The 14,489-nt window shown below is 44.3% G+C and carries 13 protein-coding genes; 10 read left to right on the plus strand and 3 right to left on the minus strand.

Going from position 1 to position 14,489, the window contains the following annotated elements:
* Positions 1-156: 156 nt before the first annotated feature.
* The 7 genes from AACT18_RS00460 (at position 157) to AACT18_RS00490 (ending at position 7,938) form a co-directional block, all read left to right on the plus strand.
* Complete coding sequence (locus AACT18_RS00460; protein WP_094125442.1) at positions 157-1,113, plus strand: AAA family ATPase; 957 nt, start codon at positions 157-159, stop codon at positions 1,111-1,113.
* 20 nt (positions 1,114-1,133) lie between these two features.
* A complete protein-coding gene (locus AACT18_RS00465) occupies positions 1,134-2,060 on the plus strand; it encodes a DUF58 domain-containing protein (protein WP_017048975.1) in 927 nt (308 codons plus the stop codon).
* Positions 2,057-2,527, plus strand: coding sequence for a DUF4381 domain-containing protein (locus AACT18_RS00470; RefSeq protein ID WP_013867999.1), 471 nt, complete (start codon positions 2,057-2,059; stop codon positions 2,525-2,527). The genes AACT18_RS00465 and AACT18_RS00470 overlap by 4 nt, the downstream gene beginning before the upstream one ends.
* A gap of 7 nt (positions 2,528-2,534) precedes the next feature.
* The gene (locus AACT18_RS00475; protein WP_094125441.1) at positions 2,535-3,503 is read left to right on the plus strand and encodes a vWA domain-containing protein; all 969 of its coding nucleotides are present in this window, start codon (positions 2,535-2,537) and stop codon (positions 3,501-3,503) included.
* Positions 3,496-5,457: a vWA domain-containing protein gene (locus tag AACT18_RS00480; RefSeq protein WP_094146626.1), complete on the plus strand. Its 1,962-nt coding sequence runs from the start codon at positions 3,496-3,498 to the stop codon at positions 5,455-5,457. The genes AACT18_RS00475 and AACT18_RS00480 overlap by 8 nt, the downstream gene beginning before the upstream one ends.
* Positions 5,451-7,103 carry a BatD family protein gene (locus AACT18_RS00485; RefSeq protein ID WP_094125439.1) on the plus strand — a complete coding sequence of 551 codons (1,653 nt, stop codon included), beginning with the start codon at positions 5,451-5,453 and terminating at the stop codon, positions 7,101-7,103. The genes AACT18_RS00480 and AACT18_RS00485 overlap by 7 nt, the downstream gene beginning before the upstream one ends.
* A gap of 118 nt (positions 7,104-7,221) precedes the next feature.
* Positions 7,222-7,938 carry an SIMPL domain-containing protein gene (locus tag AACT18_RS00490; protein ID WP_026027736.1) on the plus strand — a complete coding sequence of 239 codons (717 nt, stop codon included), beginning with the start codon at positions 7,222-7,224 and terminating at the stop codon, positions 7,936-7,938.
* 47 nt (positions 7,939-7,985) lie between these two features.
* Here the strand turns inward: AACT18_RS00490 and AACT18_RS00495 are convergent, their stop codons facing one another.
* Positions 7,986-10,133, minus strand: coding sequence for a GGDEF domain-containing protein (locus AACT18_RS00495; protein ID WP_094125438.1), 2,148 nt, complete (start codon positions 10,131-10,133; stop codon positions 7,986-7,988).
* 290 nt (positions 10,134-10,423) lie between these two features.
* Here AACT18_RS00495 and AACT18_RS00500 point away from each other — a divergent pair, with 290 nt between their 5' ends.
* Together AACT18_RS00500 and AACT18_RS00505 are read left to right on the plus strand one after the other, a co-directional pair.
* The gene (locus AACT18_RS00500; RefSeq protein WP_013868005.1) at positions 10,424-10,906 is read left to right on the plus strand and encodes a L,D-transpeptidase family protein; all 483 of its coding nucleotides are present in this window, start codon (positions 10,424-10,426) and stop codon (positions 10,904-10,906) included.
* Between the two features lie 121 nt (positions 10,907-11,027).
* Positions 11,028-11,372 carry a YajD family HNH nuclease gene (locus AACT18_RS00505; protein ID WP_010318547.1) on the plus strand — a complete coding sequence of 115 codons (345 nt, stop codon included), beginning with the start codon at positions 11,028-11,030 and terminating at the stop codon, positions 11,370-11,372.
* Positions 11,373-11,389: 17 nt separating this feature from the next.
* Here AACT18_RS00505 and AACT18_RS00510 read toward each other — a convergent pair whose 3' ends face one another.
* Positions 11,390-11,605 carry a DUF3820 family protein gene (locus AACT18_RS00510; protein WP_026028221.1) on the minus strand — a complete coding sequence of 72 codons (216 nt, stop codon included), beginning with the start codon at positions 11,603-11,605 and terminating at the stop codon, positions 11,390-11,392.
* Between the two features lie 110 nt (positions 11,606-11,715).
* Positions 11,716-13,671 carry an LTA synthase family protein gene (locus tag AACT18_RS00515; protein ID WP_088729693.1) on the minus strand — a complete coding sequence of 652 codons (1,956 nt, stop codon included), beginning with the start codon at positions 13,669-13,671 and terminating at the stop codon, positions 11,716-11,718.
* Positions 13,672-13,944: 273 nt separating this feature from the next.
* Here AACT18_RS00515 and AACT18_RS00520 point away from each other — a divergent pair, with 273 nt between their 5' ends.
* Positions 13,945-14,454, plus strand: coding sequence for a cytochrome b/b6 domain-containing protein (locus AACT18_RS00520; protein ID WP_094145934.1), 510 nt, complete (start codon positions 13,945-13,947; stop codon positions 14,452-14,454).
* Positions 14,455-14,489: the final 35 nt, after the last annotated feature.

Raw genomic sequence — 14,489 nt, forward strand, 5'->3', positions numbered from 1 at the left:
TGGTTGTTCCTAAGCATAGTCGAGCATGGTGACCAAACATTCTTTCGTTTCGCCAAATGGATAATAATTCGCCAATCAGTTGATGCATCACACTTTTCATGGAACTTTTCGAATCAATAAATTACTAATTCAGCAAAACAGCAGGAGACCCATTCAATGCCATCGCACGCGTTTCAATCGCTACAACACTATTTAAATCAGCAAGTCATAGGCCAGACAGGTTTGGTTAAACAGTTATTAGTTGCACTTCTTGCTGATGGGCACATTTTGGTCGAGGGGCCTCCTGGCCTTGCAAAAACCCGTGCCGTGAAATCACTCGCCGATTGCATAGAAGGTGATTTTCATCGAATCCAATTTACGCCTGATCTGCTCCCCGCCGATTTAACCGGTACCGATATCTTCCGCCCTGAAACAGGTGAGTTCACCTTTCAAGCGGGCCCGATTTTTAACTCATTAGTATTGGCTGATGAAATCAACCGCGCTCCAGCCAAAGTACAAGCTGCGATGCTCGAGGCGATGGCTGAAAAACAGATCACGGCAGGTCGAAAAACCTACCCGTTACCTGAACTTTTTTTAGTGATGGCTACCCAAAACCCGATCGAGCAAGAGGGTACTTATCCTCTACCCGAAGCGCAGTTGGATCGTTTTTTATTGCATTTAAACGTTGATTATCCAGACGCTGAAAATGAACTCGCCATTTTACGTTTGAACCGCGGGGAAGCGCAGGGAATTGAGAAAATCTCTCCGCCAACATTAAGCCAAAGCGATATTTTCAGTGCTCGACAAGCAGTGCTGAACATTCACATGGCCGAACCTATTGAGCAATATATTATTCGCCTGATCATGGCAACACGTAAACCCGCAGACTACGATACCACGTTGGCACAATGGCTAGAGATGGGCGTCAGCCCGCGAGCAACCATCGCGCTTGATCGATGCGCTCGCGCTCATGCATGGCTCAGTGGGCGTGATTTTGTCAGCCCTGAAGATGTTCAAGCGATAGTATTTCCGGTTTTGCGCCACCGTCTATTATTGAGCTACCAAGCACAGGCTGAGGGCGTACATCCCAACCAAGTTATCACTCACTTACTTTCACTGGTTGGTAGTGCTTAGCACTAAGACTAAGGTTTACTATGCAAGAGTCACTTCCACCGTTTAGTACGGGTGTCACACTTTCATTGGCTGAACTGTTGCCTTACAAGCAGCACGCTATTCGCTGGCTGCCACCTGCTAAAAGTTTATGGGCGCAAGTATTGGGGCAGCATCAGAGCAAGCAACTCGGCCGAGGAATGGACTTTGCTGAGGTCAGGCAATACCAAGCAGGAGATGATATTCGGACCATCGACTGGCGCGTTACTGCGCGTACGGGAAAGCCTCATACCAAACTGTTCAGTGAAGAACGAGAAAAACCCGTCATTCTTTACGTTGATCTGAGCCGCTCTATGCAGTTTGGATCGCAGTTAATGCTCAAATCAGTGCAAGCGGCGCACATGGCAAGCTTGCTCAGTTGGTTAAGCATTGCCAACAAGGACCGAGTGGGCGCGGTGATTGATACTGGTTCGACACTGGTTGAGTTAAAACCGACTAGCCGCCAAAAAGGGCCATTACAGCTGTTGCAACAGTTGGTGACACTACAAAACCAACAGCTGCTGGAGCTTGATAAAACGAAATCACACAGCATGCAGCGCGGCCTAACTGCGTTGAATCGTTTGTGCCCTAAAGGCAGTGAAGTGATTTTGATCAGTGACTTCGTCCATTTCAATGCCACATTACAACCAATACTCAACCAATTGCAGCGACATAATCGTGTAAAAATTGTGCACATTTACGATCCATTAGAGCAAGGAGAGACCCAATTTCGCGGTGTAGAACGCGTAACCGATGACCAACAGACGAGCTGGCTCAACTTTTCGAAAAATAGTACGCGCTTAGGGTTAAAAAAAGCCTTTGAATCTCAAAAAGAAAAACTAAAATCATTGAGTCAAACTATGGCAATTTCTTATACCTCACTCTCTAGTGAGAAACCTTTGTTGCAACAACTATCCGGATATAAAGAATGAAGGAATCATCAATAGCTACACTTTTAGATTTAAGCGCGATGCAACTGCCTGAGCTACCCTCTTGGTTTCCCTTGGCTTGGGGATGGTGGGCAAGCGCGGCGGGCATACTGCTCTGTCTGCTGATTCTGGTGTTAGCCATTCGTTGGCGTCGTAAACGCTTAGCCCCGAAAAAAACGGCGCTGCGTTTACTCAACCCCCAATTTGGGCATTTAACTCCTTCTTCAGCGATTGAGCTACTTCGTCAAGCCGCGCTTTGTTACTACCCTCGTATGGAAATCGCACATCTTACCGGCAAAGAGTGGTACACCTTTTTAGATTCACAAATTTCTTACCCTCTTTTTGTTCCCAATGAAACATTGTGGCAGCAAGCGTTATACCAAAAGCAGAAAACAGAAAACAGTCAAGAGCTGATTAATCACTGCTATCAATGGGTTAATGATGCTTTGCCGCCTAAAAAACGGAGATAGCTAGGCTTTGGCAAATATAGAGTTATTGTGGTGGTGGATGCTATGTCTGCTGCCACTCCCGCTGGTCGTTTATCGATTCTTACCACCAGCAAAAGAAAGGGCAGCGATTCACCTGCCCTACCTTCCTAAAGATAATCAGCGTCAAGCACCAAACCAGATCATCGCTAAAATCATTGCGAGCATTATTTGGTGCTTAGTATTGATCGCCGCAGCCCGTCCAGTGTGGTTTGGCGACCCGGTTATTGCTCAGCCCAAACACCGAGATCTGATGCTGGTGGTTGACCTCTCTTACTCCATGAGCCAAGAAGATATGCTGCTTGGCGATCAGTACATTGATCGTTTGAGCGCCGTTAAAAATGTGCTCTCTGATTTTATTGACAAGCGCGAAGGTGATCGCCTTGGGTTAGTCTTATTTGCCGATCACGCCTATCTACAGACGCCGTTGACTCTGGATAGAAACACCATTCGCCAGCAGCTTAATCAAGCCGTCCTTAAGCTGATCGGCACCCAAACCGCCATTGGTGAAGGGATTGGGCTTGCGACCAAAACGTTTATCGATAGTGATGCCCCACAGCGGGTGATGATTTTACTCAGCGATGGCAGCAATACCGCTGGCGTGCTCGACCCAATCGAAGCTGCGAAAATTGCCCAAAAATACAATGCCACCATTTACACAGTCGGTGTTGGCGCTGGCGAAATGATGGTCAAAGAGTTTTTTATGACTCGAAAAATCAATACCGCGGAAGATTTAGATGAGAAGACGTTAACACAAATAGCGACCATGACTGGTGGCCAATATTTTCGCGCACGAAATAGCCAAGATCTCGCCAAAATATACGACACCATTAATCAATTAGAACCCATAAGCCAAGCAAGCCAAACTTGGCGTCCACAAAGCGAATGGTTTGGTTATCCGTTGGCGATAGCGCTCGCGCTTTCTGTACTCTTAGCGCTACTAAGGAGAAATCATGTCTGAGTTTGTTTTTCTTACACCTTGGTGGTTAACCGCACTATTCCCCTTAGCACTACTGCTGGGCTGGTTCACTCTGCGTGCCAAACGACACTCTTTGATAGCACCTCATCTGGCTAAGGCGATGGGTTTGAGCGATAAAAAGCATAACGCGGCCATTGTGATCATCAGCATCAGTTGGCTGCTCGCAGTACTGGCGCTAGCTGGTCCGAGTTTTGAATCTCAAACACGCCCCAGTTACAGCAATAGTAACGCGCGCGTATTAGTGATGGACATGTCACTATCGATGTACGCTACTGATATAAAACCCAACCGCTTAACGCAAGCGCGTTATAAAGCGCTCGACTTACTCATGCAATGGCAAGAAGGTAGTACAGGGCTTGTCGCCTATGCTGGTGATGCCTATACCGTTAGCCCATTAACCACCGACACCGCAACCCTAAGCAACTTAGTACCCAATCTATCGCCCGATATTATGCCCTACCCCGGCGCAGATGCAGCTCGCGCGGTTCAATTAGCCATCGACATGATGAAAAATGCCGGCCTTGCACAAGGTGACATTGTGTTATTGACCGATGACATCGACTCACAAGAGCAAGCTCAGATTGAAACACAGCTTACCAATACGCGTTGGAAATTGGTGATCTTAGGCATTGGTACACAAGCGGGCGCGCCCATTACGCTCAGCGATGGCAGCTTACTGAAAAATGCACAAGGGCAGACCGTGGTGGCCAAGACCAACTTTGCCAATATGCAGTCGCTCGCGCAGACTATAAATGGATTATTTACGCCAATCAGCTTAGACAATAGCGATGTTGCAATGATCGCTAAGCTAGACCAAAACGAACAACCACACAGTACAACCAAGAGTCAACAAATGGTGAAAGAGCGCGTTAACAATGGCTATTGGTTAGTGCTGATCCTCATTATCCCGTGTTTGCTTTTGTTTCGCCGTGGCGTCATTTTTTCTTTGTTACTGCTCTTCATCCCTATACTGCACAGCAATAGTGTACAGGCTTCACCTTGGCTAAATAGCAATCAACAAGCCAAAAAAGCCTTTGATGCAAAAGAGTATCAAGCGGCCAGTGAACAATTTACAGACTTAGAGTGGAAAGGCATCGCTCAATATCAGGCTGGAGAATATCAGGCAGCGGTGGAGACCCTCTCTCAACTGCCACAAGACAGTGTGCGAGTGCAATACAACTTGGCCAACGCCTACGCGCAAAATGGAGAATTGGAAAAGGCCCAAACCTTGTATGAAGAGGTGTTAAAACGCGACCCAAACCATAAAGATGCTCAGCATAATTTGGAAATCGTAAAAAAAGCACAGCAACAGCAACAGCAACAGCAACAGCAACAGCAACAGCAACAGCAACAGCAACAGCAACAGCAACAGCAACAGCAACAGCAACAGCAACAGCAACAGCAACAGCAACAGCAACAGCAACAGCAACAGTCTGGTGAGCCTTCCGATCCAAATCAAGATCAAAATCGGTCGGAAAATAAAAATAATGAACAGAATAAAAACGATGCACAACAACAAGATGGCGAACAAACAGAAGATAAATCTGACGACCAAAGCGATGGCTCACCGCAAGATGACGGCTCTCAGTCTTCGCCTCAATCGGCACAAAGTAAAGATGAGCAAAGTGAGCGATCCAAGGCCAACACGGCGGATGAATCGCCTGCCTCTCAACAGCCGACTGAAGCGACTCAAACAAATGGATCAATGAACAACGAAGATGAGGTCAGTGACAAAGAAGCCTCTGAGCAGCAAACACAGAAGCAATCGCAACAGCAAAGCGATAGCCAAACTGTTGACCCGCAACTTCGTAAGCTAGAACAAGTCGAAAGTGCACGAGATCCTAGTGGCTTACTCAAAGCACAATTGTTGCTACAAGCAAGACAACGGCAAGAAGACCAAGCACAACCTCCACAAAATAACAGCAAGAAGTGGTAAGTATGAAATCGATCAAGCGTTCATTTTGGGCTGCGATTATCAGCCTAGTTTCTGTTGCTCTACTGAGCTCGGCCGCTAACGCGGCTGCACTTTACGCCAGCGTCAGTAAAAATAAGGTCGCGAAAAATGAAGTATTCCAATTACGAATTGTTGCCGATGAAAAAGTATCGACCGATGCGATCGACTTTAAGGTGTTAGAAGACGATTTTTTTCTTGGCCGCCCAAGTTTTGGTACTTCGGTGAACATCATCAATGGCGATCGCAGCACGCGCAGTGAATGGAATGTATCGTTGGCAGCCAACAAACTCGGCATACTGACCATTCCTAGTTTTAGCGTCAATGGGGCAACTACTCAACCGATCGCGATTCAAGTTATCGCTGATGGTGAAGCGCCCAAGCAATCTGACCTTGTTGAAATACAAGCCGATCTAGAACGTAGCAAACTCTACCCGAGTGAAAGCACTTTTCTCAATGCTCGCCTAATCATCAAAGCTGATCCAAGAAGGCTGCAAAATCCACAAATTACGCCACCCGCTGTACAAGGATTAGAACTGACGACCGAGGGAGAAGCTAACCAGTACCAAAGCTTATTGGATGGGGTTGAAGTCACCGTTGTAGACCAAAAATTTAGAGTCACGGCCCAAGAGGCAGGAACTTTCACGTTATCCGGCCCTGCGTTTAAAGCTGGCCTCATCTATGGTAACAACCAAACGGGCAGCACCCGCTTGCTGCAAGTCGATATTCCGGCCAAAACCTTTTCGCTCACCGTACTGCCGAAACCAGATAGCTATCAAGGCACTTGGCTACCTACGCCAAAACTAACACTCAACCAAACGTGGCGAGATGCCACAGGGCAGATCATCACCGCCGAGAACTTTAAAACCAAAGTAGGTGAATCGTTGACTCGTGAATGGATTCTGACAGTGAAAGGCCTTACGCAGACGCAGTTGCCTAACCTCTCAGTGCAATATCCAGACTCAATTCGGCTCTATGCTGAAAAGCCTCAGTTTAAAAGCTTAGATAATGGCGATGTGCAAATGACGCTAAAACAAGTACTCATCCCAAAAACCGTCGGTAAGGTTGAGCTGGCGGATCTCACCGTCAGTTGGTGGGACACCAAAAACGAATCTCAGCAAAGCGCGCAAGCCAAAGGACTAACGCTAGAGGTTTCGCCAGGTGAATTACTCAACCCATCCACCTCTGTGCTGACACCACCAACAGTACAAACCGTCACCGTTAAAGATGCAGGATACTGGCCCTACTTTACCGCATTTTTTGCACTGTTATGGATGGCGACTATGGTAGTCGCTTGGTCATTTCATAACGCGCCACAAACAGCAGCACAGGAAACCAACGCTCATCATCAACCGCTTGAAGACCACCAATATCAACAGTTAAAAGAAGCAGTACAAAGCCAAGATGGTGCCAAAATCAGCTATTACTTCACCCTCTGGCGTGATTCAGTCGTATTAAGTGATGAAGAGAAAACCGCACTAGATGCACAAGTCAACCAGCAACTTAAAACTTTGTACGCACCTCAGAAAAGTGATTGGGATGGCTCAGCGTTAATCTCTATGATTGATGCCATTCAAAAAAAGCAAACTAAGCGCCAGCATAAAAAGTTAGAATCTCTGGCAAAACTCTAACCGAAAATAGCTGTCGAAATCACAAGATCAAATCTAAGGTGTGTTGTTATATCCAAACGACTAGCCGCTGTGACTTCAAGTCATTTTGGGACTGTTGCCAACAAAAGGAAAACAAGGCATGCAAATAAAAAGTAGCGCTTCATTGATCATCGGTTTGAGTTTAATACTCGGGCTCGCAACCCTCGGTTACTTTGTGCAGCAAACGGCTGTGAAATATAAAGAGTATGAGCGCGTGGTGACCGTTAAAGGATTATCAGAGCGAGAATATCCCGCCGACACCGTTGTTTGGCCGATCCAATTTAGTGTGGCCGACAATGATTTACCCACTATGTTCAACACGATTGAAAAGCAGAGCCAACTGGTGACCGCATTTTTAGCTCAACAAGGCATTGATGAAAAAAGTGTCTCGCTATCATCGCCAGCGGTGATCGACAAAAAGGCACAGCAGTATGGTGGAGAAAATTTAGTCGAGTTTCGTTATTTAGCGAACCAAACCATTACGGTGTACAGCAATCAAGTTGACCTAGTGCGCGAGGCCATTAATAAGCTCGGCAATTTAGGAAAACAAGGCATCGTTTTTAATCAAGATCCTTACAACAACCGCGTTGATTATTCATTCTCTGGACTGAATGAAATCAAACCCGACATGATTGAAGAAGCGACCAAACAGGCAAGAGAAGTCGCAGAGAAATTTGCCAAAGATTCGCAAAGCTCACTTGGCAAGATTAAACGCGCTTCACAGGGACAATTTAGTATTGTGGATCGTGATAACAATACTCCTTACATCAAAAAAGTACGCGTCGTTTCAACGGTTGAATATTACCTCTCAGACTGAATAATTTGCTGTTCTCATTATTTTTGTCATGGCTCGTCGCGCCAACACTATGAATTTGGCGCGGCGACTTTATCATTTCGAGTACGGTGTTTTTGCTCAGAGTAACCAACGACTTGGTTTCTGCCATTATCTTTTGCTTGGTAAAGTGCCTTATCCGCTTTGCTGTACATCTCCTCAAACTTAAGTTCACTGGGAAGGTACTGGGCAATAGTGTAACCAATCGAGACACTTAAGCAGTCACCATCAGGGTTCTCACTATGTTCAATCTGCTCTCGTTCAATACTAAAGCGTATGCTTTCAGCCAACGCTTTCACTTCTGCTGCATCGCGGTTGGCCACCAACAATATAAATTCTTCACCACCAATTCGGCAAAAGAGTTCATTCTCTGCCTGAGCATGTTGGTTGAGAATATGGCCAATACGAATCAAAGCAATATCCCCTTCTAAGTGACCGTAGTAATTATTAAATAAACCAAAGTGATCAATATCAAGCAGAATTAAACCATAGCTTACGGTCTCCGCTTGTACTCTCGAACCGATGCGTTCCAATAAATGAGATAACATCCGACGATTTCCAAGGCGAGTTAATGGATCCATTTTGGCCATTAAGTCCAGTTTGTCGTTCACTTTTTGTAACTCATAGGTACGGTTACGCACCTCAATTTCTAAATTCTCATTCAGTTCACTGATCGCCTGCTGAGCACTGGTGCGCATCAATACTTCGGTTAAATTCGAGGCGAACATGCGGATCACTTCTCGCAGTTGTGAAGTCAGTGGTGAGCGGCGGATCAAATTGTCCGCAGCAATGAAAGCGATAGGCTCACCATTGTTGGTAAGCATGGTCATGGCTGTCCAGCCAAAACCAACAATGTTGCTGTCATGATAAATAGGGACTGACTCTTCAAACACCACCTCATTGGGATTGGCTTTGGCCATATCAACAATCATATTATTGGTGGTTCCAGAACGGAAATAGGATTCATCCACGATATTGCCTTGGATATCGGTTCCCCACGTTCCTTGAATGTACGAGCAGTGTTTATCGGTCAAAAATACTGCCAGACGATCAATACCCATGCGGTTAATCGCAAAACTGACCGCCGATTTGCACACGTCACTCACCGTCATACAACGTGACAGTTCAACCATGCTCGCATGCAACATGCGAACATTTTGCTCCTGACGCTTGCGAATATAAATTTGCGCAAGCAATGAACCAAAAGATTCCAACATCTGCTTTTGGTATTCAGTAATGGGCTGTCGATTAATGTAGTTATCAATCGCGATCCAACCAATGGTTTCATTACCATCACGTAGGATTAACATCCCATTCCACCCTTGTCCTACCACATTTCCTGCCGTGTATAGAGGAGCATCGTCGATCAGCACCAAACTTTTAGTATCATCAGAAAGACCGCTTAAATAACTTTCTTCTAGCTGGTGCAAATCGTATTGGGTATGGTGTTCGCTCACCGTTTTTCCGCTTTCATCCGTACCATAAGTTCCGCTAAAACAACGTTTTTTCATATCAAGAACTAAAAAAGCGGCTCGATCAAACCCTAAGCGTGTTTTCGTTACATCAACGGCCGCTCTGTGCAGCGCATCCAAATTGTCTGGGTTAGCCAGTTCAATCGCTAATTGATGAACCAGCTTCATATTATCAATGAACATTTCGCGCTGTTTAATTTCATCCAAATACTTTGCTTCGCGGATATCTCTATTTTTAAACTCCTTTGCCGCTTCAGATTCCGCGCGAAGACATTGCCAACGAGCCGCAATCAGTTGCAAACAATCGAGCTCTCCGGATTCTGTTTTCGCATGAATGTTGACGTTATCAATTGCCTCAAGCAGCAAATAGGTTCTTAAATCAGGGTGGTTATCTAACATAAAAAGATAAGACTCACCGCCCATCACACTACGGTAGTCCCAATTACAGGTGTTGATCGCTAGTGGAATTAGACCATCTGAGGTGTCAAATTGTGCGGCCCAATTCCAAAAGGTATTTGGATACTTTTGCAGAGCAGTCGGTAAGTTGTACTCAAATAATGACTCATTGCGCTTGTTTAATGTTGGTGCATGAAAGATCCGCATTGATTTGGGAGAAATGAAACTTTGAAGAAAATCAAACGTTGCTTCCGCGAGCATACGGTGGTTGCGAGCAGAAGAAATCTGTTTGAGTAAAGTACGAGAGAACATATGAGCGGCCTGACATTTTAATAATTTTCATTGCAAAATTAGACAAAAGATCATGTGCAATCAAACTCTTAAGAAAGTCACTGTTAAGTCGGCCGCAAATTTGCACTCTATGTTTTTACATCCTAGAGTTAACCTACATTTTTGAGATTCTGTTTCCATTTATTACATGGTTAGCCCTATTATTTTTAGCATTGTCTTATTTACAAGACAACATTGACAACTAGCCACGTTCATTCTTCCGCTGCATAATGTCTCTCTATTTGCCACCTTATCAGTACTGACACTCTCTTATGACTCGATACTTTAGGCTACTTTTGTTTCTATGTTTTTCACTCAACAGCGCAGCGGCTGAGATTGATCTGGTCAAAGTGGATAAATCTAAGCGTCGCATGTACTTAATCTCGGGACAGCAGATCATTCAAGAGTATCGAATTGCCTTGGGTAAAGAACCCAAAGGCCATAAACAGCAAGAAGGCGATCAACGTACTCCAGAAGGTCGATACTATCTTGAAGCTATCAGTAATGATTCTGGCTATTATCGTTCGATTCATATCAGTTACCCGAATCATCAAGATAAAGTGCATGCACAGCGCTTAAACATCAATCCCGGTGGTGATATAAAAATCCATGGTCTAAAAAATGGCGACAAGCAACGACCAGAATATGTGCAAAGTTTTGATTGGACTAATGGTTGTATTGCACTGACTAACTCAGAAATGGATGAATTTTTGAGCCTAGTCAAAGAAGGCACGCCGATTGAGATTGAGTGGTAAAAGTGACACTTACGCTAAGGTGTGAGGACGTGCATTAAAATAAATCACACAAACTTTGATTAGCGCAGATTTTTGGTTTTTAATATCGAAAAAGTATTTTTAATCAATGGTTGGAATTAACATGTCGTCAGATTTTTATGGTTCAAGTGCCAATTATGCTCGTAAAGAGAGCGGTTACCGAGAAAAAGCACTTAAACTTTACCCTTGGGTGTGTGGCAATTGCGCGCGTGAATTCGTTTATTCAAATTTACGAGAATTAACTGTGCACCACAAAGATCACGATCACACCAATAACCCTGAAGATGGCAGTAACTGGGAGCTTTTATGCCTCTATTGTCACGATCATGAGCACTCTAAATATTCAGACCACGACCGATTTGGCGCTGAGCCTGTTGCGAGATTAGACGATCATCAAAGCGCGACCTATAACCCCTTTGCCGATCTCGCCAAACTGATGAAAAAATAACGCGGTTAGCCACTAGATCACATACGCTTTAGTGGCTTAACCACGCTATCCAATCCTTCAATTTTCAACGCTAAGCAAAGTTGCAGCAAACGCCCGAGCTCCCCTTCAGGGAAGCCCTTCTTATCAAACCACAGCAAATACTCTTCTGGTAAGTCGATAAGCGCTCGCCCTGCATACTTACCAAACGGCATTGGCATACGCGCAAGTTTAATCAGGTTCTCTTTTTCTAACATTTTGCGCCTCACAAACTGGCTAAACTTGTTTAAGTCCAACCAGTTTATGTTTCTCAGCCACGTTTGGGTACTGATTTATCGCATAACGCTATAAGTGGATAAAAATATAATCAATATGAATCAGATGCGGTGTAGTAGTTTTCTTTAAACGCTAAGCTTCCCCACATAGCATTGGCATGAGCACGTTTAACCACTTCTGGATCCAACTCTTTTTCTGTCAGGGTATCTGATTTAAAATCATATTGATAAGTAGAAATACCTTGCTCAGGCCGAATAACAACCAGTTGGTTGTCTGCTGTCATATAGCCATAGTTTTTATCTCGTTGCATCATTACTCGCTGCTTCTCAGCAGGAACATCATGAGTTAAATCGAACCCAATCATTGGGTTTTGGCTACTGATACCGGCCAAAGAAAGCAGTGTGGGTGCAAGGTCAATTTGACTAACTAGACGATCGTCAATGCGGTGTTCAATGCCGCCACCAAAAATCACCGCTGGAATTCGGAAGTAATCGACTGGTACAGGCTGATTACCCTGTGTTCTAGCATCATGATCTGCCACAGCAACAAACACCGTGTTATCCCAATATGATGACTTTTTCGCTTTTTCAATGAACTGTCCAAGCGCATAGTCTGCATATTTCACCGCATTTTCCACCGTTTGCTTTGGCTCATTATACGGTTCAATCACGTTATCAGGGTATTCAAATGGGCTGTGGTTCGATGAGCTAAAAACTAAGCTAAAGAACGGTTTACCTTCACGACTCATCTTCGTAAATTGCTGATCTGCCTTATTGTAGAGATCTTCATCTGACGCGCCCCATGAACCAACATATTTAGGCGACTCAAAAGTTGGGAAGTCTTGCATATCGACAAAACCGTTACCTAAGAAGAAACTCTTCATATTGTCAAAGTGGCTTTCACCACCGTAAATAAATTGTGTGTGGTAATTTCGAGACTTTAATAAATCCGCAATTGAAAAGAAATTCGTTTGGCTTTTACCTAACTTGACCACCGAACGTGCAGGAGTCGGAGAAAACCCAGTGGTCACCGCTTCAATACCACGAACAGAACGCGTTCCCGTTGCGTACAAACGGGTGAATGCCCACCCCTCATCAATCAGTTTATCGATATTGGGTGACGCATCGATACCACCAAGACGGCTAACATAACGTGCACCGTGACTTTCAAGCAGAAGGATTACGATATTTTTAGGCTGGCCTTGATAGGTCGCTTGATGCATTGCCATGCTAGGTTGTTGTGCAGAGACAAAGTCTTTATTGTCGACATTCATGGATGCACGAATTTCTTGGACGATCTCCTGCTTATCCATTTTCGGGTAAAACTCAAAAGCACTCGCTTCAGATTTCATCTGTTTGGCAGCAAAAATCGCTGAAAATGAGGAGTTTAACGTTAAATCATTCACCAAAGGGTCACTAGAAAAAGCCACCATCGCCGGATTTAATGGACGGTGTCCCAGTGAAGAACGCGCCCCCAAAATACCAATAGCCACAACAAAAATAGCAATCAGCGGACGCCAATACCATTTAGGAAAGCTTAAGTTCGAAACAAGCTGCTTGCTCCATTTCCAACCGACAAAAAGTGTGAACGTGGAAACTACGGCACCAAGGAAAAGTTCAAATTTATAGCCACTCCAAAGCATACTGAAAACTTCTTTGGGATAAATGAGATATTCGATAAAAATTCGATTAGGTCGCAGATCGTACTCAATAATAAATGGCGGTGTTGCTGCTTCCATGTAAACAATCAACCACAAACCGCCGGTAATCCACACACGTAAAAACCAATGCCAAACCCGACCGACAGCATGATCGCCAGACAGTAGGCTAGATAACAACGCTGGTAAAATGAGCAAATAACAAAGAGAAACAATATCAACTCGCAGACCACTTAAGAAAATGGTGAGCCATCCACCAGCATCACTCACCCGTTCAAAATGCCAGATAGCCAGTCCTAAACGAGAAACAAAAAAGATAACTAGCCCCACCACGAATACGGCAGCAATCGGATAGAGAGGCCCTAAGTAGGGTTTGATTTTATTGAGCATAAATTTCAACAACTATTAAGATTAAATGAATGATTAGATAATACGTTAAGGCATTGATAAAAGAAATAAGTTCCATTTCATTTTGTAAAACGAAAAACTATCGCCTATTTTATCTTCATGCGTTAAATGTCTTAAGTTTTTCTTAAGATTAATATGGCAAATTCCTTTATCGAACACTGACAGAATTAATAATGGCGGGATTTATTTAGATTAATTAAACGACAGAAATCCATTTCAATCTTGATAATATAAACAAAATAGAGGAACGCTAAAATGCCTAAAACTTACAAATGGGATCTATTTGTTCGCTTGACACATTGGATTATGGCGGGATCTTTCTTAACCAACTACCTCATAACAGAAGAAGGTAGTAAAACACACCAATGGATTGGCTATCTACTGATGATCACGATATGCCTTCGTCTCATTTGGGGGCTTATTGTCCATTCCCCTGCTCGCTTGTCTGCCTTTAAGCCTTCAATACACAATGCGTTTATTCACATAAAGCAAGTTATAGAAACAAAAGAAGATCACCATGAAGGGCACAACCCAGCTGGAGCTGTGATGGTCTGGATTTTGTGGTCTGGCCTCCTCCTAACAGGACTTAGCGGCTGGGCAACACAACTGGACATGTTATCGGCAAATGACTGGCTCAGCGAATTGCATGGAGCGTTCGCAAATCTAACGATGCTGGCAACGATAAGCCATATAGCCGCCATTGTGATAATGAGCCACTGGACTGACCACAATTATTTAAAAAATATGCTGTTACATAAAAAATAGAAATATGTTCATTGAACCTGAGTGCTTAGGTTCAT

Source organism: Vibrio sp. V04_P4A5T148 (assembly GCF_963875605.1).
Lineage (GTDB): Bacteria > Pseudomonadota > Gammaproteobacteria > Enterobacterales > Vibrionaceae > Vibrio > Vibrio anguillarum.